21 protein-coding genes are annotated in these 21,310 nt (G+C 69.3%); 16 read left to right on the top strand and 5 right to left on the bottom strand.

Annotated elements, in window-relative coordinates:
* Positions 1–52: 52 nt before the first annotated feature.
* Positions 53–619: a CGNR zinc finger domain-containing protein gene (locus ACZ63D_RS02710; protein WP_465352555.1), complete on the bottom strand. Its 567-nt coding sequence runs from the start codon at positions 617–619 to the stop codon at positions 53–55.
* An 81-nt stretch (positions 620–700) separates the two neighbouring features.
* On the opposite strand from ACZ63D_RS02710, the gene ACZ63D_RS02705 reads away from it, so the two are divergent.
* Positions 701–1,855, top strand: a complete 1,155-nt coding sequence (locus ACZ63D_RS02705; RefSeq protein WP_465352554.1) for an epoxide hydrolase family protein — start codon at positions 701–703, stop codon at positions 1,853–1,855.
* 7 nt (positions 1,856–1,862) lie between these two features.
* Here ACZ63D_RS02705 and ACZ63D_RS02700 read toward each other — a convergent pair whose 3' ends face one another.
* Positions 1,863–3,734, bottom strand: a complete 1,872-nt coding sequence (locus ACZ63D_RS02700; protein ID WP_465352553.1) for an FAD-binding monooxygenase — start codon at positions 3,732–3,734, stop codon at positions 1,863–1,865.
* A 153-nt stretch (positions 3,735–3,887) separates the two neighbouring features.
* Between ACZ63D_RS02700 and ACZ63D_RS02695 the strand changes: the two genes are divergently transcribed.
* Genes ACZ63D_RS02695 through ACZ63D_RS02680 form a run of 4 tightly spaced genes read left to right on the top strand, consistent with a single transcriptional unit; the run spans position 3,888 to position 7,211 of the window.
* Complete coding sequence (locus tag ACZ63D_RS02695) at positions 3,888–4,544, top strand: IclR family transcriptional regulator (RefSeq protein WP_465352552.1); 657 nt, start codon at positions 3,888–3,890, stop codon at positions 4,542–4,544.
* Positions 4,545–4,581: 37 nt separating this feature from the next.
* Complete coding sequence (gene cuyA, locus ACZ63D_RS02690) at positions 4,582–5,586, top strand: D-cysteate sulfo-lyase (RefSeq protein ID WP_465352551.1); 1,005 nt, start codon at positions 4,582–4,584, stop codon at positions 5,584–5,586.
* A complete protein-coding gene (gene cuyB / locus ACZ63D_RS02685; RefSeq protein WP_465352550.1) occupies positions 5,583–6,260 on the top strand; it encodes a cysteate racemase in 678 nt (225 codons plus the stop codon). Before cuyA ends, cuyB begins: the two co-directional genes overlap by 4 nt.
* A 12-nt stretch (positions 6,261–6,272) precedes the next feature.
* Positions 6,273–7,211, top strand: a complete 939-nt coding sequence (locus tag ACZ63D_RS02680; protein ID WP_465352549.1) for a GNAT family N-acetyltransferase — start codon at positions 6,273–6,275, stop codon at positions 7,209–7,211.
* On the opposite strand, the gene ACZ63D_RS02675 is transcribed toward ACZ63D_RS02680, so the two are convergent.
* On the bottom strand, positions 7,198–8,559 hold the full coding sequence (locus ACZ63D_RS02675) for a serine hydrolase domain-containing protein (protein ID WP_465352548.1): 1,362 nt from the start codon (positions 8,557–8,559) through the stop codon (positions 7,198–7,200). The genes ACZ63D_RS02680 and ACZ63D_RS02675 overlap by 14 nt on opposite strands.
* Positions 8,556–8,816, bottom strand: coding sequence for a hypothetical protein (locus tag ACZ63D_RS02670; RefSeq protein WP_465352547.1), 261 nt, complete (start codon positions 8,814–8,816; stop codon positions 8,556–8,558). Before ACZ63D_RS02670 ends, ACZ63D_RS02675 begins: the two co-directional genes overlap by 4 nt.
* A 180-nt stretch (positions 8,817–8,996) precedes the next feature.
* Between ACZ63D_RS02670 and ACZ63D_RS02665 the strand changes: the two genes are divergently transcribed.
* The gene (locus ACZ63D_RS02665; protein WP_465352546.1) at positions 8,997–9,959 is read left to right on the top strand and encodes a GbsR/MarR family transcriptional regulator; all 963 of its coding nucleotides are present in this window, start codon (positions 8,997–8,999) and stop codon (positions 9,957–9,959) included.
* Between the two features lie 87 nt (positions 9,960–10,046).
* Here ACZ63D_RS02665 and ACZ63D_RS02660 read toward each other — a convergent pair whose 3' ends face one another.
* The gene (locus ACZ63D_RS02660; RefSeq protein ID WP_465352545.1) at positions 10,047–11,183 is read right to left on the bottom strand and encodes an FAD-dependent oxidoreductase; all 1,137 of its coding nucleotides are present in this window, start codon (positions 11,181–11,183) and stop codon (positions 10,047–10,049) included.
* Positions 11,184–11,363: 180 nt separating this feature from the next.
* Here ACZ63D_RS02660 and ACZ63D_RS02655 point away from each other — a divergent pair, with 180 nt between their 5' ends.
* From ACZ63D_RS02655 to ACZ63D_RS02610, 10 genes are all read left to right on the top strand, one after another.
* Positions 11,364–11,645: an alkylmercury lyase gene (locus ACZ63D_RS02655; RefSeq protein ID WP_465352544.1), complete on the top strand. Its 282-nt coding sequence runs from the start codon at positions 11,364–11,366 to the stop codon at positions 11,643–11,645.
* A 159-nt stretch (positions 11,646–11,804) separates the two neighbouring features.
* Positions 11,805–12,347, top strand: a complete 543-nt coding sequence (locus ACZ63D_RS02650) for a TetR/AcrR family transcriptional regulator (protein ID WP_465352543.1) — start codon at positions 11,805–11,807, stop codon at positions 12,345–12,347.
* Between the two features lie 176 nt (positions 12,348–12,523).
* Complete coding sequence (locus ACZ63D_RS02645; RefSeq protein WP_465352542.1) at positions 12,524–13,963, top strand: aldehyde dehydrogenase family protein; 1,440 nt, start codon at positions 12,524–12,526, stop codon at positions 13,961–13,963.
* A 24-nt stretch (positions 13,964–13,987) separates the two neighbouring features.
* Positions 13,988–15,265, top strand: a complete 1,278-nt coding sequence (locus tag ACZ63D_RS02640) for an aminotransferase family protein (RefSeq protein WP_465352541.1) — start codon at positions 13,988–13,990, stop codon at positions 15,263–15,265.
* 10 nt (positions 15,266–15,275) lie between these two features.
* Positions 15,276–16,316 (top strand): extracellular solute-binding protein, encoded by a 1,041-nt coding sequence (locus ACZ63D_RS02635; RefSeq protein ID WP_465352540.1) that lies wholly within the window; start codon positions 15,276–15,278, stop codon positions 16,314–16,316.
* Positions 16,313–17,194, top strand: a complete 882-nt coding sequence (locus tag ACZ63D_RS02630; protein WP_465353682.1) for an ABC transporter permease — start codon at positions 16,313–16,315, stop codon at positions 17,192–17,194. Before ACZ63D_RS02635 ends, ACZ63D_RS02630 begins: the two co-directional genes overlap by 4 nt.
* Positions 17,187–18,005: an ABC transporter permease gene (locus ACZ63D_RS02625; RefSeq protein ID WP_465352539.1), complete on the top strand. Its 819-nt coding sequence runs from the start codon at positions 17,187–17,189 to the stop codon at positions 18,003–18,005. Before ACZ63D_RS02630 ends, ACZ63D_RS02625 begins: the two co-directional genes overlap by 8 nt.
* Positions 18,002–19,042, top strand: coding sequence for an ABC transporter ATP-binding protein (locus ACZ63D_RS02620; RefSeq protein ID WP_465352538.1), 1,041 nt, complete (start codon positions 18,002–18,004; stop codon positions 19,040–19,042). Before ACZ63D_RS02625 ends, ACZ63D_RS02620 begins: the two co-directional genes overlap by 4 nt.
* Positions 19,039–20,661, top strand: a complete 1,623-nt coding sequence (locus ACZ63D_RS02615; protein ID WP_465352537.1) for an amidohydrolase — start codon at positions 19,039–19,041, stop codon at positions 20,659–20,661. The genes ACZ63D_RS02620 and ACZ63D_RS02615 overlap by 4 nt, the downstream gene beginning before the upstream one ends.
* 6 nt (positions 20,662–20,667) lie before the next feature.
* Positions 20,668–21,303 (top strand): flavin reductase family protein, encoded by a 636-nt coding sequence (locus ACZ63D_RS02610; RefSeq protein ID WP_465352536.1) that lies wholly within the window; start codon positions 20,668–20,670, stop codon positions 21,301–21,303.
* Positions 21,304–21,310 lie beyond the last annotated feature (7 nt).

Below are 21,310 nucleotides of genomic sequence, written 5' to 3'. Positions count from 1 at the left end.
AGTGGACGGTCGAGATCCGGTGCGGAACCGGCACCCACACCCGGGACGCCAGTCAGCGCGCGGCTTCCCGGTTCTTGGCGTTGAAGCGCGCCTTCTTCTGCCGGTTGCCGCACGTGTTCATGTCGCACCACCTGCGGGTGCGGCTCTGGCTCGTGTCGAAGAAGGCGGCTTGGCAGGTCGGCGAGGCGCACAAGGCCAGTTTTCCGTCCCGTTCGCCCGAGATGATGCTGATCGCGTCGGCGGCGATGACACCGAGGGCGTCTTCCACGGCGGTCGCCGAGCCGAGCTGCCAGCGCCGTTTGCCGTCGGGAGTCAGGACCGCCGCGGCCCGGCCTTGCGCGCTGCGGGCGTTGATGATCTCGACCGCAGCCGCCGGGAGCGGGTCTTGACGCGCCGCGGCGGTCGCGGCGGCGTGAATCGACTCCCGTAGTTCCCGGGCGAGTTCGAGCTGGGCGGGGGTGCAGGAGTCCACGGCGAGGCCGACCACGGCCAGCCAGTCGGCGAGGCGATGAGGGGTCGGAATGCGCTCGACGGCGTCGCCGCACCGCTCGGTCAGGGTCGCGGTGAAGCTGGTCGCGAGCACGGCGCCGAGGCGGAAGTCAGGGAACGCGGCAGGCATGGAACCAGCTTAGCCGGTTGCGCTAGGGCGCGGGCGGCTGCTAGAACCGTCTAAGCCGGTTCCACTGACTGAGGAGGACTCATGACCGCCGTGACCAGCGAAGTGCACCCGTTCGAAGCCCGTGCGCCGGAGGCTGACCTCGACGATCTGCGGGCTCGGCTCGCCGCGGCGAGGCTTCCGGAAGCCGAAACGGTGTCCGGTCCGCGCCGATGGGATCAGGGCGTCCCGCTCGCCGACCTGGTCGATCTCGTGCAGTACTGGCGCACCGAGTACGACTGGCGCGCGTTCGAGGAACGGCTGGACCGGATCGGCCAGTTCCGGACGGTCATCGACGGCCTGGGAATCCACTTCCTGCACCGCCGGTCCCCGCGCGAGGACGCCACTCCGCTGCTCTTGACGCACGGCTGGCCGGGCAGCGTCGCGGAGTTCGTCGACATCGTGGACGACCTGACGGATCCGGACGACCGGAGCGCGCCGGCGTTTCACCTCGTGATTCCGTCGTTGCCGGGTTTCGGGTACAGCGACAAGCCGACGGCGACGGGATGGGGGACGGAAAAGATCGCCGCCGCCTGGGTGGAACTGATGGACCGGCTCGGCTATCGCCGGTTCCTGGCGCACGGCGGCGACTGGGGCGGCAATATCACCACGGTTCTCGGCGGCCGGTTCCCGGAGCGGGTGCTCGGCGTGCACACGCTGTTCGCGGAGGGTCCGCCCGGGTTGCCGACGGACGGGCTGACGGCGGAAGAGCGCAAGTGGACCGAAGAGACCCGCCATTTCTGGCGGCATCGCGCGGCGTACGCGAAGCAGCAGGCGACCCGGCCGCAGACCATCGGCTACTCGCTCGTCGACTCGCCGGTGGGGCTGCTGGCCTGGATCGTCGACAAATTCGCGGAATGGTCCGACACCGAGGACAGCCCTTTCGAGACGATTTCCCGCGATCGCGTTCTGGACGACGTCACGTTGTACTGGCTGACGCGGTCCGGTGCGTCGGCGGCCCGGATTTACTACGAGAGCCACAATTCGCTCGATCCGGAGCTGCGGGTCGACGTCCCGGCGGCGATCACCATGTACCCCCGCGACACCGAGAAGACCCCTCGTCCCTGGGCGCGCGAACGGTTCCGGCAGATCGTGCGGTGGCGGGAACCGGAACGGGGCGGGCATTTCCCGTCGCTGGAAGTGCCCGCGTATTTCGTCCGGGACCTGCGGGAAGGGCTCGCCGCGGTGCTGCGGGGGTGACGAACCGCTATTCGGCGGCGAAAATCGGCGCGAAGAACTCGGCCAGTTCGGCGGTGGCGGTGAGCGGAAGGACGTTCGCGACGTATTGGTCGGGCCGGACCACCACAACCGCGCCGTCCGGCGAGATGCCGCGGGCGGCGAAGATGCTGTCCGCCGGATCGGCCGCGTAGACCTTTTCGTAGTCGATCAGGGAAAAGGGTCCGGTGCGCGGGAGGAAGACGTCCGGGACCTCGCCGAGATCGATGTCCTCGTAAGGCTGCGGGTAGATCACCTTGACGTCGAACCAGGCGTCGAGGTCAAGGTTCTTCGGCGTGTGGGCGACGACCGGAGAATCTTCCGCGCTGCCAAGCCAGTCGGCGAATTCCGTGACCGAAGCGGGCGCGGCGGGGGCGAAAACGTAGATGCGCCACCGGCCGTCGGCTTGGGCGTGGTGTCCTAAGTGGACCAAGTTCGCGTCGCAGACCCGCGTCACCGGGGCCGATTTGAAGCGTTTGCCGAGGGGGAAACCGGTCGCCAGCTCCTGGTGCTCCGGCGAGGCGATCAGCACCGAAGGCTGGTAGCACGTCATGAAGCCGGACGGGAACTCGAAGGTCTTCACGTAGAACTCTTCCAGTTCCGCCGGATCGGCCAGGTCCTCGGGCTTGGCCGCCATCAGGGCCGACCATTCCTTGTCGAAGTCGATGAGGTTTTTCGCGATCAGCTGGCGTTCCGCCGAATAGGTGGCCAGCAGGGAAGCGGGACCGCGGCCGTCGAGGACGTGGCCGAGCTTCCAGCCGAGGTTGAACCCGTCCTGCATCGAGACGTTCATGCCCTGTCCGGCTTTCGCGCTGTGCGTGTGGCAGGCGTCGCCGGTGATGAAGACGCGGGGCAGCCGGGTGTCGCCGACGGGCACGTCGTCGAACTTGTCGGTGAGGCGGTGGCCGACCTCGTACACGCTGTGCCAGGCGACGTTCCGCACGTCCAAAGTGTAGGGACGCATGATCGCGTTGGCGCGCGCGATGATCTGGTCGATCGTCGTTTTCCGAATGGTGCCGCGGTCGTCCTCGGGCACCTCGCCGAGGTCGACATACATCCGGAACAGCGCGCCGCCCTCGCGCGGGATCAGCAGGATATTGCCGCCGTCGTGGGATTGGATGGCGCATTTCGTGCGGATGTCCGGGAAATCGGTGACGGCGAGGACGTCCATCACGCCCCACGCGTGCAAGGCCTGGTCGCCGACGAGCCGCCGCCCGATCGACTCGCGGACCGCGCTGCGGGCGCCGTCGCAGCCGACCACGTATTTGGCCCGGACGACGCGATCCTCGCCGGTGCGCGGGCCGGTGGTGTGCCGCAGCGTGACGGCGACCGGGTATTCGTCGCCCTCGGTAATGGCCAGAGAAAGGAATTCCAGGCCGAAATCGGGCGTCATCCGGCTCGGCGAATGGGCCATGTACTCGGCGAAATAGTCCTGCACGCGGGCCTGGTTCACGATGAGGTGCGGGAATTCGCTGATCCCGGTGGGATCGTCCGGGACGCGCGACGAGCGGACGATGCGCTTCGGGTCGGCGGGATCGGGTTTCCAGAACGACATCGTGGTGATCCGGTAGGCCTCTTCGATGATCCGGTTCGCGAAACCGAACGCCTGGAACGTTTCGACGCTGCGCGCCTGGATCCCGTCCGCTTGCCCGACTTCGAGCCGTCCGCCGCGGCGTTCGACGACGCGCGTGGTGACGTCCGGGAACCGGGACAGCTGCGCGGCGGTGATCATGCCCGCCGGGCCGGTGCCCACGATCAGCACGTCGACCTCGTCCGGCAGTTCCGCGGGCCGGTCGATCCCGGTTCCGGCGGCGGGCAGGACGCGCGGTTCGCCGGAAACGTAGCCGTGGTGGTGGAACTGCATAAGTCTTCTCACCTCACTGTGAGCGCCGGAGCGCGGTGCAGCACGCCATCGGGGACCGTGTTCGATAATCGAACTAGCTGTTCAATTATTGAGTACATCGATGCTAAGGTGGGCCGCTCCGGTGCACAAGACCCCGCGGGGAAGGACCGAGTCGTGACGGAAGCCAAGCAAGCGGCCGGGTCGCAGACGTTGTCGCGCGGGCTCACCGCGCTGGAAATGCTCGCCGAGTCCGACGCGCCGCTGTCGATCGGCGAACTGGCTTCGCGGCTCGGGCTGCACCGGTCGATCACCTACCGCATCGTGCGCACGCTCGAGGACCACGGCCTGGTCGTGCGCGGCGCGAACGGCGAACTGGAGCTGGGAGCGCGGCTGGCGGCGTTGGCGCGCAACGTTTCCCGCGATCTGCAGTCGACCGCGTTGCCCGAGCTGACCGTGCTGGCGAACGAACTCGGCATGACGGCGTTCCTCGCGACGCTCGACGGCGAGGATTCCGTCGTCACGCTGGCGAGCGTGGAACCGCGGCAGGCGACCGCGGCGGTGGCGCAGCGGCCGGGCAGCCGGCATCCGATCACCGACGGCGCGCCGGGCCGCGCGATTCTGCAGCAGTTGCGCGGGGAGCAAGCGGCGTACGAAACCAGTCACGACGAGGTGATTCCCGGGCTGTCGTCGATCGCGGTGCCGCTCGCGGTGCCCGGCCAGCATCCGGCCGCGCTCGCGGTGGTGTATTTGACCGGTCCGGCTGATATCTCTGCGATCGGGGAGCGGCTGGCACGGGCGGCGCGGGTGATCCGGGACGAACTGCACCCGTAATGGACGCGGTGGACAGCGGCCGGGCCAGGGAAGCACGATGGCGTCCGTGGTACAGACGACGCGCTTCGCCCGCTTCCCGCTCGGACACTTCCCGACTCCGCTCGAACCGCTGGAACGGCTGACCGCGCGGTTGCGCGAACGGCATCGCGACGTTCCGGACCTCTGGATCAAACGCGACGACTGCACCGGCCTGGCGACCGGCGGCAACAAGACGCGCAAGCTGGAATTCCTCGTCGGCGACGCACTGGCGCAAGGCGCGGACACGCTGATCACCCAGGGCGCGACGCAGTCCAACCACGCCCGGCAGACCGCCGCGGCCGCCGCGCGCGCCGGGCTGGCCTGCAAGCTGCTGCTGGAACAACGTCAGGTGCGCGACGAAGAGTACGAGAACTCCGGGAACGTCTTCCTCGACGAACTTCTCGGCGCGGACATCGTGGACCGAGTACCGGCCGGAACTGATATGTCAGCGGCGCTGGAGGACTTGGCGGCGAAGCTGCGCGCGGAAGGACGGCGGCCGCACGTGATCCCCGGCGGCGGGTCGAATCCGATCGGCGCGCTCGGGTACGTCCAGTGCGCGCTGGAGCTGGACGCCGCGCCGGTCCCGGTCGACTGGGTCGTGCACGCGACCGGCAGCACCGGCACGCAAGCCGGGCTGGTCGCCGGGTTGCGCGCGGTGCACAGCCCGGCGCGGGTGCTCGGCGTCAGCGTGCGACAGCCGCGAACGCGGCAGATCGACGCGGTGCACGGGCTGGCCGCCCGGACGGCGGAGCTGATCGGCACGGAGGTTTCCCGCGACGACGTGCTGGTGGACGACCGCTGGGTCGGCGAGGGCTACGGCGTGCCGACCCAGTCCATGGTGGACGCGGTGCGGCTGCTCGCGGAAACCGAAGGCATCCTGCTGGACCCGGTGTACTCGGGGAAGGGCTTCGCCGGCCTGCTCGGCGCGATCGGGGAAGGCCGGTTCGCCGCGACCGAGCGCGTCGTGTTCGTGCACACCGGCGGCGTCGCCGGGCTGTTCGGCTACCGGTCGACGTTCCAGTGATCGCGGGCATCCTCGGCGGCCTGGGTCCCGCCGCGACGGCGGAGTTCTACGCGAAGCTCGTCGCGCGCACCGCCGCGGAGCGCGACCAGGACCATCTGCGGGTGGCGATCTGGGCGGACCCGACGGTGCCGGACCGGGTCGCCGCGGTGCTCGACGGGAGCACCGATCCATATCCGGCTTTGCTTGCCGGGGCGGAGAAACTCCGTGCTCTCGGCGCTGGCGTGGTCGCCATTCCTTGCCATACCGCGCATCTCTGGCTGCCTCGGCTCGCCGCGGACAGCGGGATGCCGTTCGTGGACATGATCGCGGAAACGGCGCGGTTCCTCGCCGGACGGCCGGGACCGGTCGGACTGCTCGGCACTCGCGGGACGATCGCCGCCGGGCTGTATCAGCGGGGAATACCCGGGGTCGAGTGGGTTGTGCCGTCCGAAGCGGGGCAGCGGGACGTCGATGCGGCGGTGGCGGCGGTGAAGCGCGGGGATTTGACGGGTGGAGCGGCGTATTTCGACCGGGCACTGGCGGCGGTCGACGCGTCGCTGACGGTGCTGGCGTGCACGGAGCTTCCGTTGGCAGCGAGGCAGAAAGCCGGGGTGCTGGACCCGACGGACTTGCTGGCTGACGCGGTGATCCGCCGCTGCGGCGGAAAACCGGTCGACGCCCGGCTGTTCGCCTGACAGAGTCCGGTCATGACCGATCTGCTGACCGCCGCGGATGTGTTGCTCATGCAGGGCCTCGCGCAGCGGATCACCGCAGTGCGCCCGGAGCTGGTCAACGCCGACGCCTCCTACGGCGAACTGGCCTGGAACTGGGGCAAAGCGCACGCCGCGCAAGGTGCGAGCTGGGTCCGGCGGCTGTGGTTCTCCGGGGATGACCTTGTCGCGTGGGGGTGGGCGCAGCTGCCCCGGAGCGTGCGGCGCTGCGACGGGTCGGTCAAAGACATCACTGGTGCGTATCTGGCCTTCCAGGTCCATCCCGACCATGCCGCGCTGGTCGACGAGGTGATCGACTGGTTCGACGCCACCGCCGACGGCCTCGAACGCACCGTGCTGCCCGGCGCGGCGGACAAGTTCGGCCTGGACCGCTGGGCCGCGCACGGTTACCGGCCCGACCCGGACGGCCTTGCCGACACTGGATCCTGGACGCAGATGAACGAACGCGACCTCGAGGCGCTGGAAAAACCTGTGCTGCCCGAAGGATTCCGCTTCCGCACCGCGGCCGAAGCCGGACCGGAGGCGGCCGTCCAGGCCCATCTGGATGCCTGGGGCGTGATCGCGTACTCCCTGGAAAGCTACGAGGGGGTCCGCGCGACCCCGGCGTACCGAGGCGACCTGCACTTCCTGGTCGAAGCACCGGACGGGACGATGGCGGCGTCCACGATCATGTGGCTCGACGAGGCGAACAAAACCGCCGAATTCGAGCCGGTCGGCACCCATCCGGACTACCGGCGGCTCGGGCTGGGGCGCGCGATGCTGCTGCACGGCATGGACCGCGCGCGGGCGGCCGGAGCCACCCACGCGACGGTCGCTTGCCTTGGCGCGCCTGGACATCCGGCGGCGCGGGGGTTGTACTACAGCGTGGGGTTCCGGGAGTTTTCCCGGGATTTTCCGCTGCTCAAGCCCGCGTGACGCGCGGGTGCACCCGGCAGTTGGTGTGCAAGTACCGCGCCGGACCATTCGCGAAATCGTAGATCGCGACGGACTGGGTGTCCTCGAGCGGGTCGGTCGGCGGCATCAGGAATAGCGTCTCGCTGACCGGAAGCAGTTCGTACGTGAGGCGATCCGGTTTACGGAGGAACTCGGCCTGCATCGGGTCGATCGACAGCGTCGCGTAGAGCTTTCCGGCTTCGGCGGACACCTCGTATCGCGCGCCGGGACGTTCGTAGACGCCTTCGTATTTTCCGAAGTCGAGTTTCACCGCGGGGTCTGGTGCGGGCGGTGCCGGGAGGGTGGCCTCGCCCAGGAGTTCGGCGAACACGGTGCGGCAGAAGCTTTCCCGCGGCCCGCCGTTGGTCAGTATCGCGACGGCGGTGTTCGATTCCGGCAGGATCCGGAGCCGCGAGTTCTGGCCGATAGTGCTGCCGTCGGTCGCGTAGACGGTTTGGCCGGGCCAATCGCACACAATGAGCCCGAGCGCCCATTCCGGTCCGAACAGCAGCGGATCCGGCACCGGGACTCGCGAATTTTTCATTTCCTGGAGAAGCCGGGCCGAGAGCACGCGGGCGCCGTTCGCCGCCACGCCGTCGTTCAGCAGGACGTGCGCCAGCGCGAGGACATCTCCGATCGTCGAGGTGATGCCGCCGCCGGGGCCGTACGCGCGCGGCAGGTAGCCGATCGGGGTCACGATCGGACCTTCGGCCAGGGAACGGATCAAGTGCCCGGTCGCCGCCCGCGCCGGGTCGACCTGCTCGGGCCGGGTGTTCGTGCTGGTCAGGCCCAGTGGAACGAAGAGCCGGTCGCGCAGGGCGTCGTCCCAGGTCTTCCCGTCGGCCACCTCCAGGATGCGCGCGAGGATGGCGTAGCCCAGCGCCGCGCTGTAGCCGTGGGTGCGGCCGAGCGGGAAGACCTGCGGAGCGTCGGCGATGTTCGCGACCATGCGCTCGCAGACGTCGTCGCCCTCGCCGGGATCGCCGTACACTTCCTCGATTCCGTTGGTGTGATTGAGCAAATGGCGTGGCGTGACCTGTGCGCTGGTCACCGGATCAGCGACCGCGAAACCCGGCAGGTACGTGCGCACGGGCTGGTCGAGGTCGACCTTCCCCTCGTCGACCAGCTGCAGGAAAGCCAGCGCGGTCCAGGTTTTGGTCATCGAACCGCATTGGTAGACCGTGTCCGCCGTCGCGAGTTCCCGCGTTTCGACGTTCTTGACGCCGGCCGCGAACTCGGTGCGCTGCCCGTCGCGGAAGACGCCGATCACGGCGCTCGGTATTCCGTACTCCGCCAGGAGTTCGGCGAGCCGTGCGCTGTCGAAGGTCATCGCGCGAGACCGACCGCGTTCGCGGCGTCTGCTTCGAAGTATTCCGTTGTGGCGTAAGCACTGGCGTGCGCTTCGAAGAACGCCCGAAGCCCTTCGACGGAGTCGTGCACGATCACGTTCACCGCCTTGGTTCCGTCCGTGCTCGCGATCGCCAGCTTCCACTTCGCGCCCTTGGGGAGCTGGCCGTGCGCCTTCTTGAGGCCGTTCCAGAACTTGGCGTGGTCCGAGACCGTCGAGACGGCCAATACGTGCGTCATGGCGTTTCCCTTTCTTTTTCGAATGAGGAAAAGCTACGTTGCGTTTCCTGGGTCGTCAACCGTTTCGAGGCGCACATGGCCAGTTCACCGCTAATTATTGCAATGAGTCTGAGAATGAATGCAAATACGGAAATTCGACGTTGCACTGTACTGTGGACGAATGCACGAGAGGGCGCACTGATGCCGGGGGACCGGCTGACCCGGGACGAGCGGCTGCGGATCGAGGCCTGGCTGGCCGAAGGGCTCGGGTACGCGGAGATCGCCCGGCAGCTCGGCAGGCCGACGTCCACGATCAGCCGCGAGGTCGCGCGCAACAGCGCGGCCGGGGTCTACCTCGCCGACAACGCGCAGGAGACCGCTGGGCGCCGGGCCCGCCGTCGCAAGCCAGCAAGGCGCACCGAGCCGAGCCACGACGGCTACCCGTCCGAAGCCGCGCGCGATTTCGTGGAGGAGTTCGCGGCGCTGCTCGCCGCGACCGGCCTGCCGCGGATGACCGCGCGAGTATTCGCCTGCCTGCTGATCGCCGACGGCCTGACCTCTGCGGACCTGGTGCGAAGGTTGCGAGTCAGCCCGGCCTCGGTGTCCAAGTCGATCGGCTACCTGGAAGGCATGGCACTGGTGCTGCGCCGCCCAGACCCCGCCGGCCGCCGCGAGCGGTACGCGATCGACGACGGCGCCTGGCTCCGGGCCTGGCGAGCGGACACCGACGCACACGGCCGGATCGCGTCCGCCGCGCGCCGGGGCATCGACCTCTTCGGCGCCGACACCCCCGCCGGTGCCCGGCTCGGTGAACTGGGCCGGTTTTTCGGCAGGCTCAGCGAGCAGATGGGCGACAGCGACCTCGCGGAAGCGGCCGGGTACGACGCGTTGACCGTGGTCGCCGCGCTGGTGCACGCTGGTCGGCCGATGACGCTGGACGCTTTGGCCACCGCGCTCGGCTGGCCGCGGGGCCGCGCGCGGGTGGCGGTGGAGGTGGTCCGGGGTCACCCGGCGATGGCTGATCCGTTGGTTGTGCGGGTGGTCAGGGGCGAGATGTATTGCTTGGTGGTGCGGGCTGATCGGTTGAGTCCGGGTCAGCGTGCTGCGCTGGCCGCGGGGCCGGGTGTGGGTGGAGGTGGTCCGGGGTCGTCGGGCGATGGTTGATCCGCTGGCTTTGCGTCGTTGGAGCCGAGACATATCGCTTGGCCGTGCGGGAGGATCGGCTCAGCGCGCTCGAAAAGCAAACCGCCGTCAGTGCACCGGCAATTCGGGCTGGCCCATCCGCATCGCGCCGAACTTCGCCGACGTCCGGACGGCGTCGAAGCCGTAGCTGAGCATTGCCGTTTCGTACTCTCGCAGTGCCGGAATGGGATCCGTACCGGCCTCGGCGAGTTTCGCGGCCAGCAGGTCGGCGTCGCGCAGGGCGATGTTCGCGCCGACGCCCACTGCTGGGCTCATCGCGTGGATCGCGTCGCCGAGCAACGTCACCGACGTGGTCGGCCACGGCTCGATCGGCACGCTGGTGCGCATGAAAATGGGGAACAGCGTCTCGGACTCGGCGAGGGCCAGCAGTTCGCTCGCTTCCGGATTCCACTTGCGGGTCATGGAAACCACCAGATCCCGGAGTTGAGGTCCGGTGGCGGCGCGAAGTTCGTCGTCGGAGTACGGCAGCAGTTCGGTGCGGGCGGCGAACAAGCACATCACGTAGTCGCTGGTGTCGGTGAGGCCGGGCAGCGGCGCCGGACGCCGGGAGTGAACCGGGGCGATGCCGATGTGCTGGTGGTCCGGGCCGAAGAGGCCGTGGTAGAGCCCGAACCACTCGTCGGGGATCAGGTCGGCGGTTTCGCGCGTGAGCGGGAAGCGGCCGTACATGATGCGGACGCCGGTGTCCAGCACGCGGGCGTGCGGCAGGTATTGGCGGCGGATAACGGAATTCACGCCGTCGGCGGCGACCAAGACGTCCGCGGAGGTGGCGGAGCCGTCGGCGAAGGTCGCGGTGACCGTGCCGTCCAGGCGGTATCCGGTGCACTCGCGGCCGAACTCGACGACGTCGTCCAGCCCGTGCAGGAGGATTTCGCGCAGGGTGAGGCGGTTGATCGAGACATTGCGCTCGACGGGTTCCTCCGGCGGCGTCCCGGTGAGGTAACTGGTACGCGACGGCGTCGAACTGGCATCCCACACCGCCTGGCTGAGCTGCTCAGGAAGCAGCCGGTCGAGGGCGTCCAGGCCGTCGGCGTTGAGCCGCAGGCGATATCCCTGCCGCCGGGCGGCTGCTGAGATGTCACGTTCGCAGACTGTGACGTCAACCCCGGCGCGGTGCAATCCCTGAGCGAGCGCGAGCCCGCCCATACCGGCGCCGACGATCAGGACGCGAAGTTTTCCGGGCACGGCGAATTCCCCTTCTGGACAGCGGTCAAGGGGACGTGCTGGACGCACCGGAGAGGTGCGGGTACGAGCGCGACGCGCCGCCCGGACTACCCACCGGGCTGTGGCTTTCGACGTCCTGCGCCAGGCTAGCGTTTTCCGGAAGCGGATTGTCAAGGACCGATTTCCGCCTAGGCTGGGGTCATGTGCGCGCCAGGGCCGGTGATCCGCGGGACGCGGGTGGAACTGCTGACCGCGCCGGACTGCCCGAACGCCGAGGCGGCCCGGGCGCTGGTGGCCGAGTGCCTCGCCGAGAGCGGGCTCGACGCGGCGCTCGTCGAACGCGTCGGCCGTTACCGCTCGCCGACGGTCCTGGTCGACGGGGTCGACGTGATGGACACGGCCGGGCCAGTCGCGGGGGACGCGTGCCGGCTCGACGTGCCGACCCGGGAGCGAGTGCTCGCCGCGCTGGCGGGCCAGGGCTGAGTTCTCGCGGTGTCCGATGCGGACAGTGCGGTGAATAACCGACCGGAGAGCATCGCATTTCCGTCAGCGACAACCGGAAAACCAAGGCTGACAGCGCCATGCTTGGCTACATTACATCTGTAATGTAGCATCGGCCGGACGTCGGCCGAGGAGGTGCGGATGAGCCGGTCCGGGAGCCCGGACGATCCCGCCGGGACGAAGCTCGCCCTGCGCCGCGCGGCGGTGGGCGTGGTCGCTTCCGAAGGGCTGCGCGGTCTCACCTACCGGGCGGTCGCCCGGGCCGCGGGCTGCACCACGGGCGCGGTCCAGCATCATTTCTCCTCGATCGACGACCTTCTCCAGTCCTCTTTGGACCTTGTGCTGGAGGAAAGCGCGGAGAACGGCCTGATCGGCGCCCGCACCGGCGTCTACGCGGACGGTCCCGAGGTGCGCCAGCGCTTCCGGGACAGCGCGGACCTGCAAGTGTTCCAGTATCAGCTGGTCGTGGAAGCGGCGCGGCGGCCCGAATTGCGGCCGGTCGTCCGGCGGCTCTACGACGGCTATCTCGCCGCGGTCGGCAAGGAGCTGTCGGCCGGCGGCGGGCTGGCCCAGCTCGTGTTCTACGCCCTCGACGGAATGTTCCTGCACCAGGCGGCGGACCCGGACGTCGATCCGGGACCGGCGCTCGAAGCCCTGCGCGGCCTGCTCGCGGCCGCGCGTTAACCGAACCGTCCCCACCCCGGCCGCGCCCGACGCCGCCGGGGTCGATGTGTTGCCGAAGATCCTTGTCCGGCAAGGACTTCCGACTGTCCTTTCCGGAATTCGGGTGTTGACTTAATCAACACCTTGGGGTCAGACTCGGCGCATCCCCGAACCCGCCGACCCGAAAGGCGTACCCGATGCCCGACACCGCCGCCGCGACCTTGCTGATCGACGGCCGCTGGCAGTCCGCCCCGGCGACGTTCGACGTCGTCGACCCCGCGAGCCTCGTCGTCCTCGGCCAGGCCGCCGACGCGGGACCCGAGCAGGCGCGGGACGCACTGGCCGCGGCCGCGAAAGCCGCCCGGGGCTGGGCGGACACCGATCCGGAGACCCGCGGCGGGCACCTGCGTGCCGCGGCCACCGGAATCCGGGTGCGGCAAAGCGAACTCGCCGCGCTGCTGAGCCGCGAGAACGGGAAACCGCTCGCCGAGGCGAACGGCGAACTGGCCGGAGCCGCCCGGATGCTGGAGTGGGCCGCCGAAGAGGGCCGCCGCGCGTACGGGCGGGTCGTCCCGGCGAACGCGGCGGGCCCGGGGCTCGTGCTGCGCGCTCCGGTCGGCCCGGTGCTCGCCATCACGCCGTGGAACTTCCCCGCCAGCATGCTGATCCGCAAGGTCGGGCTCGCGCTCGCGGCGGGCTGCCCGGTCCTCGCGAAACCCGCCGAGCAGACCCCGCTGATCGCCACCGCGCTCCTGGACATCGTGCAGGGCACCGGATTGCCGCCGGGCGTGCTGCAGTCGCTGACCACCGCCCGGCCCGCCGAACTCGTCGGCGAACTGCTGGCCGACCGGCGGCTGCGCAAGGTCAGCTTCACCGGTTCCACCGAGGTCGGGCTGGGCCTGCTGCGCCGGACCGGCGACATCCTCCGCCGCACGTCGCTGGAAATGGGCGGGCATTCGCCGGCGATCGTGTTCGAGGACGCCGATCTCGAAGCGGCCGCGGCGGGTGTCGTCGCCGGGAAGTTCTTCAACGCCGGGCAGAGCTGCACGGCGGTGAACCGGCTGTACGTCCACGAAAGCGTCCGCGACGACCTGCTTTCCTTGATCGAAAAGAAAACCGCCGCGCTGAAGGTCGGCCGGGGCGACGCCGAGGGCACTGACGTCGGGCCGCTGATCGACGAAGCCGGGCTGGCGAAGGTGGAAAACCAGGTCGCGGACGCGATCGGCAAGGGCGCACGCGTGCTCGTCGGCGGCAGCCGGTGGACGGATTCCGCGCTGCCGGGCCATTTCTTCGAACCCACCGTGCTGGCCGACGTCACCCCGGAGATGCTGATCAGCCGCGAGGAAACGTTCGGCCCGGTGCTGGCGGTGTCGGCCTTCCGCACCGACGACGAGGCCGTCGAACTGGCCAACTCCACCGATTACGGCCTCGCCGCCTACGTTTTCGGCGCCGATCTGCGCCGCATCTGGCGCACCCTCGACCGGCTCGACTTCGGCGTCTTCGGGGTCAACGACCCGGCGCCGGTGCGCCCGGAACTTCCCTTCGGCGGTCAGAAGAACTCCGGCCAGGAACGCGAAGGCGGGGCCGAAGGCATCGAGGCCTACACCGAAATCAAAGCCGTCGCTCTGCGGTTCTGAACCGCTCCCCGAAAGGAATCCGCGTTGACCACCGCTGACCTCGCCGCCGCCGACCGGCGCACCCTCATCCATCCGCACACCGTCATCGGCGACCCGGCCGAACCGCTCGTCCTCGACCGCGGCGAAGGCGCACTGCTGTGGGACACCGAAGGCAACCAGTACCTCGACGGCACCTGCGGTCTCTGGCAGTGCCCGGTCGGCCACGGCCGCGCCGAACTCGCCGACGTCGCCGCCGAGCAGATCCGCAAGCTGGAGTTCTACTCGTCCTTCGGCGACTACTCCAACGCCCCGTCGATCCGCCTCGCCGAACGCCTGCTGTCGCTCGCCCCGGCCGGGCTGGAACGCGTTTTCCTCACCAACGGCGGCTCCGAGGGCAACGAAACCGCGATCAAACTCGCCCGGCTCGCCTTCCACCACGCGGGCTCGCCGGAACGCACCGTGGTGCTGGCCCGGCACGGCGGCTACCACGGCATGGGCGGCGCGTCGCTGGCCGCGACCGGGATCGAGGGCCTGCGCGCCGGATACGGACCGCTGCTGCCGGACGTCGAATGGCTCGGCAAACCGCACGGTCTCGAACACGGTCCACACGCGACTGATCTTCTCGTGGCAGAGCTGGAAGAACGCATTGCGGAAATCGGTCCACATCGGATCGCGGCGTTCATCGGGGAGCCGGTGCTCGGTGTCGGCGGGATGGTGCCGCCGCCCGAGGGCTACTGGCCGCGCGTGCAGGAAGTCCTGCGACGGCACGGGATTCTGCTCATCATGGACGAGATCGTGACCGCGTTCGGCCGCACCGGGCATTGGTTCGGCAGCGAGCATTTCGGCGTCGAACCGGACATGAGCGTCACCGCGAAGGGGCTTACGAGCGGGTACATCCCGATGGGTGCGGTCCTCATTGGACGGAGGGTGCTCGAGCTCGCCGAAGGCGCGACGTTCCTGCACGGCTTCACCTACAACGGCCATCCGGTCGGTTCGGCGGTCGCGCTGGCGAACCTGGACATCATCGAAAAGGAGCACCTGCTGGAACGCGCGACCGTCCTCGGCGCCCGGCTGCGCGCGCGGCTCGACCCGCTCGCCGAACTGCCGCACGTGCGCGAGGTCCGCGGCGTCGGCCTGATGCTCGGCATCGAGTTCGCGGACCGGCCCACCGCGCCGGTGCAGGCGGGCTGCCGCGCGGACGGCGTGGTGGTCCGCGCGTCCGGGACCAGCATCGTGCTGTCCCCGCCGCTGGTGATCACCGAGGAACAGATCGACACTTTGGCCGACGTGTTGTGCAGGCACGTCGCGGCCGCGGGGAGCTGACGGAGAAGCCATGAGACGCCGGATACCGACGCTGCTGTCCGCCGCGCTTCTGCTCACCACCGCCGGGTGCGCGCTTTCCGAGGGTGGTCCCAACTCGCTCGTCTTCGTTTCCTACGGCCAGGGCGCATACCAGGCGGGCCAGCGCGCCGCGTGGCTCGATCCGTACGAGCGGCAGACCGGGACCACGGTCACCCTCGACGGCCCGTCGAGCAACGCCAAGCTCAAGGCGATGGTCGAGGCGGGGAAGGTGACCTGGGACGTCGTCGACACCGACGCGTCCGCTGCCGCCGCGGTCTGCGGGAGCCTGCTCGAACCCGTCGACATGGGAGCGCAGGCCGCCGGGTTCCCGGAGGGCTCGCTCACCGATTGCGGGGTCCCGGACGCCTTCTTCGGCATGATGCTGATGTACGACTCGAAGGTCTACGGCCAGCATCCGCCGACGAAACTCGCCGATTTCTTCGACCCGAAGCAGTTCCCCGGCCGCCGCGTCATCTACGGCGGCGACCCGAGCGTCGGCACGATCGAAGCGGCGCTGCTGGCCGACGGCGTGCCGCGGGACCAGCTGTATCCGCTCGACATCCGCCGCGCGCTGCGGATGTACGACCGGATCCGCCCGCAGCTGTCCATCACCAGCACCTACGGCGACCAGCAGCAACGCATGGCCGGCGGGCAGGCGGACCTGGCGCTGATCGTCAGCGCCCGGGCGTTCTCGCTGCTCAAGGCGGGGGCGACGAACTGGAAAGTGGTGCCTGACATACCAGTTCCGGTGACCTGGGATGTCTTAGTGGTGCCGAAGGGGACGGCACGCGCCGAGGAGGCGAAGAAGCTCATCCGCTTCGCCTCACGACCGGCGCAAGCGGCGGACTTCGCCGCGCGGGCGGGCGTGGGACCGGCCAACACGGCCGCCCCCGCCGCCCGTTCGGAGATCGGCCGTCAGCTCGACATCTGGGGCGAGGGCAAGGAGGACCTGCGAGTGCTCAGCAACGTGCGTTATTGGGCCGCGCACCGGCCCGAGCTGGTGAAGGCGTGGTCGGATTGGACGACCGGATGACCGCCGTGGCGACCCGGCCCCCGTCCGTTCCGCAGGCCAGGCCGGAAAAACGGCGGACTTCGTGGCTGCTGCTCCCCGCCGCGGCGGTGGTGCTGGTGTTCTTTTTCTATCCGCTCGCGGTGATCCTGTGGCGCAGCTTCACCGAGCCGTCGTTCGGGATCGGCAACTACCTGGCGGTGCTCGGCGACGAGGTGCAGCTCCGCGTGATGCTGCGGACTTTGCGGACCGCGTTGATCATCACCGCGGCCACGCTCGTGATCGCCTACCCCTATGCGTACGCGATGACGCTCGTCGGCCGTCGTGCCCGGTCAGTGCTGACGCTGCTGGTTCTGATGCCGTTCTGGACCAGCCTGATGGCGCGCAACTTCGCTTGGTACGTGCTCGAACAGCGCGGCGGCGTCATCGAAAAGGCGCTCTCGGCGGTCGGCATCGACGGCGTCGTGCTGCTGGGCTCGGTGGCCGGCGTGACGGTCGCGATGGTGCAGGTGATGCTGCCGTTCATGGTGCTGCCGCTGCAAAGTTCGATGCTCAGCATCGACCGCAGCCTGCTGCACGCGGCGGGCAGCCTCGGCGCACGGCGACCGGTGGCGTTCCTGCGGGTGTACGTGCCGCTGTCGATGCCGGGCGTACTGGCCGGGGTTTCGGTGGTGTTCATCATGTCGCTGGGCTTCTACATCACCCCGGCGCTGCTGGGCACGCCGCAACAGGCGCTGGTCGCGCAGGTGATCGGCACCCAGGTCAACGACCTGCTGGACTTCGCGGGCGCCGGAGCGCTCGGGACGATCCTTCTAGTCGTGACGCTGGTGGTTCTCGCCGTGCTCAGCCGCGTGGCCGCGCCGCTGGGCACCAGCGCGGCCGGAGGTGCCGACCGTGGCTGACAATCCGTCCATCAGCAGAGCCGCTGCGGTGCGGCAACGGAGCCTCGGCTGGGGCTTGCGCGCGTGGGTCGTGCTGGTCGCGTTCGTCCTCGTCGCGCCGACGCTTGTGGTGATCCCAATGAGCTTCGGCGCGGGCTCGACGTTCGAGTTCCCGCCCAAGGACTGGTCGTGGCACTGGTACGCCGAGTTCTTCACCAGCAAGCAATGGCTGGCCGCGCTGGCGAATTCGGTCCAGGTCGGCGTGCTCGCGGCGGCGCTGGCAACGGTGCTCGGCGTGGCGGCCGTGCTGGCGCTCGACCGGATGCGGCGCGGCAGGGGAGTCGTCCGGCAGTTGCTGATGGCTCCGATGATCCTGCCGGGCATTGTCGTCGCGGTCGCGATCTACGGGGTTTTCCTGCGCTGGCAGCTGAACGGCATGATGCTCGGTTTCGTGCTGGCGCACGCGGTGCTGGGGCTGCCGTTCGTGCTCACCTCGGTGCGGACCAGCCTCGCCGGCTACGACCCGGTCATGGAGAAAGCCGCGGCCAGCCTTGGCGCGCCGCGATTCGCGACGCTGCGCAAGGTCGTGCTCCCGATCATCGCGCCCGGCGTGCTGTCCGGCTTCGTGTTCGCCTTCGCCACGTCGTTCGACGAGGTCGTGGTCGCGTTGTTCCTGCAGACGCCCGCGATCAAGACGCTGCCGGTGAAGATGTACGAATCGATCGTGCTGGAAATCGACCCGACGATCGCGGCGGCGTCGAGCCTGATCGTCGTGTTCACCACCATCCTGCTGTTCGTTCCCGTCTTTCTGCGCGGAAAAGAGCAATCATGACCGAGACAATCACCGGCGACGGAATCGCGACCGCCCACGTGACCAAGGCGTACCCCGGCGTCGACCGGCCCGCCGTGGACGACGTTTCGCTGCACATCGCCGACGGCGAGTTCATGACCTTCCTCGGCCCGTCCGGGTCGGGCAAAACGACGATGCTGTCGATGATCGCCGGGTTCACCCCGCTCACGTCCGGATCGATCACTGTGGACGGTCAGGAGATCTCGCGGCTCAAACCGCACCGGCGGAATCTGGGCGTGGTTTTCCAGCAGTACGCGCTGTTCCCGCACATGTCAGTGGCGCGGAATGTCGCTTTTGGACTGACTCAGCGCAAGGTGCCGAAGCCGGAGATCGCGAGGCGGGTGGATGAGGTGCTGGAGCTGGTCGGGCTTTCGGCGGTGCGGGACCGGTTGCCGCGCCAGCTTTCCGGTGGACAGCAGCAGCGCGTCGCTTTGGCCCGGGCGGTGGTATACGAACCGCGAGCGCTGTTGATGGACGAGCCGCTGGGCGCGCTGGACAAGAAGCTGCGGGATCAGCTGCAGCGTGAAATCGCGCGCATGCACCGGGAATTGGGCATGACGTTCCTCTTCGTCACGCACGATCAGCAGGAAGCGCTCACGTTGTCGGACCGGATCGCGGTGTTCAACGACGGCCGGATCGAACAGGTCGGCACGCCGGAGGAATTGTACGAACGGCCGGAAACGTTGTTCGTCGCGCAGTTCGTCGGGGAGTCCAATGCGTTGTCGCTGACCCCGGGGGAGGTGACGATCGTGCGGCCGGAACGCTTGACCCTGCACGCTCCCGCTGATCCAGTCCCGAGTGGACACCAGCGGGTGAGCGCACGGGTGACCGATATCGTGTACGTCGGCGACCACACGCGGATCTGGTTGCGGTACTCCGACGGGGCGCGCGGCTGTGCGGTGTTGCCCGCCGGGGTCGCGCACGACCACCGGCCGGGCGACGACGTGATCGTGGCCTGGCATCCGGAGCATCAGGCCGTGGTGCCGAGCGGCGACGTTCCGGAATTGGCGGCGGTATGACTGAGGATCTGCTGCTGCGTGGCGGAGTGGTCCGGACGTTCGATCCGGTGGCCGGGACCGCTTCGGCGGTGCTGGTGTCGGACGGCCGGATCGCCGCGGTCGGCGACGACAAGACGGTTTCCGCCGCGGCGGCACCGGGCACGCGGACAGTCGAACTGGGCGGCCGGACTGTCCTTCCTGGACTGAACGACGCCCATCTGCACCTGGCTTTCCACGCTGCCGCCGGTACGGAGTTCTGCGTGGACCTTTTCGCCGCTTCGGATCTGGCTTCGGTGGCCCGCGCGCTCGCCGACGCGCCGCCGGGGGAGTGGATCGTCGGCCGCGGCTGGCGGGAAACGACGATCGCCGAATTCGCGGACGGCCGGGCGACGCCGACCCGCGCCTGGCTCGACGGGGTGACCGGTGCCCAGCCGACGGTGCTGCATCACGCGTCGTCACACGAAGTATGGGCGAACAGCGCTGCGCTCGCGCGGGCCGGAATCACCGCGGCGACACCGGATCCGGAAGCCGGGGAGATCGTGCGGGATTCGGCGGGGGAGCCGACCGGCGTGCTCGTGGAGAGTGCGCAGGAATTGGTCGCTTCGCTGGTCCCGCAGCCGACCCGGGCTGTCCGGCTGGACGCGATCGTCCGCGGCATGGAACGGCTCAACGCCCTCGGGATGACGAGCTTGACCGACCCGATCGTCCCGCCCGAACTGTGGCAGGACTATCGGGACCTGCGCGCCGCCGGTCGGCTGCGGATGCGGATCACCGCTCTGCTGCACTGGAATTGGCCGTCGCCGACGACGTCCGCCGCTTCGCTCGCGCAACTGCTCGACGAGACGGAGTTCTCGGCAGGCGACGACCTGCTGCGGATCGGCGGGATCAAACTGTTCGCCGACGGAGTGCCGACGCACTGCACCGCGTGGATGCACTCGCCGTATCCGTCGGGCGGGCACGGGAGCCTGGTGACCTTCGGCCCCGACGACGCCGCGCGGGTGCGTGAGCTGCACGAACTGATCCGCGTCGCGCATGTGCGGCAGGTGCGGGTGCAGGTCCACGTGACCGGCGACCGGGCCGCGGACGCGGTAGTCGACGCGATCGAGGCAGCACAGGCTGCTGATCCCTGGCCCGAGGCACGGCACGCCCTGATCCACGGCACGTTCTTGTCCGAGGGGGTGCTCTCCCGGCTGGCGCGGTCCGGAATCGGGGTCATCACCAGCTCGTTGATGCGGACCTACAGCGGCCCGTCGATGGTCCGCGTGCTAGGCGAGGCTCGATGGGCCGACGCTTTCCCCGCGCGGGCTTTGCTGGACCACGGCGTCATGGTCGCCGACAGCTCGGACGCGCCGGTGACCGTGCCGGACTGGCGGCGCGGCGTCGCGACCTTCACCGGCTCGCCCGGGCCGAACGCGTACGCCGCGGTGGCAAGCCCGCTCACCAGGGAGGAAGCGCTGCGGCTGTGGACCACCGGCCCGGCGTGGCTGGAGCACGCCGAGTCGGTCAAGGGCACTCTCCGCGTCGGTTCCCTCGCCGACCTCGCGGTCTTCGCCCACGATCCGGTCACCGCTGCGGACTCGGACCTGCTGAGCGTACGGTCGGATTTGACCGTGCTCGGGGGCCGGGTAGTGACGGGGTGAGGTTTCGTGTACAGCAGCAATACCGACGAGGATCGCGGCGCTTTCGTGTGGATGGTGAAGAACGCGGTCGTCCCGCGGCCGATCGCGTGGGTGAGCACAGCGGACGGCGCGGGCGTGCGGAACCTCGCGCCGTTCAGCTACTTCGCGCCGCTGACGATGGATCCGCCGACTGTGGTCTTCTCGATTTCCGAAGCGTCGAAAGACACTTTGGCCAACATCTCGGAGCGGGGCGAGTTCGCGATCACGATGGCGCTGAGCGGCCAGGAGGAACTGGTCGCGCGCACCGCGTCCACAGTGGACTCGTCGGTGGACGAGGCGGAGCACGTCGGCCTGTCGTGGGAGCCCGGGGTGCGGATCGGCGTCCCCCATCCCGCCGGGACGGGCCCGAGCCTGGAGTGCACGCTGGTGAAGATCGACGAGTTCCGGGGCGCGCACCTGGTGTTCGGCGAGGTGGTCGGGGTAGCGGTGGACGACCGGCTGCTGCGCCCGGACGGGCGGCTGGACCAGGACGTGTACCAGCCGGTGGGCCGGATGGGCGGCGCGACGTTCACCCGGGTGAGCAACTGGGTGCGGGTGCCGATCCCGGCTCCGGAGGAGTTCCTGGCCGGGCGGCCCTCCGACCTCGGCGCGCGACCCCGCTGACCGCGAC

The organism is Amycolatopsis sp. NPDC104775 (assembly GCF_055583325.1).
Note: the sequence above shows the minus strand (reverse complement) of the source record. Positions and strands in the feature narration are given on the sequence as shown.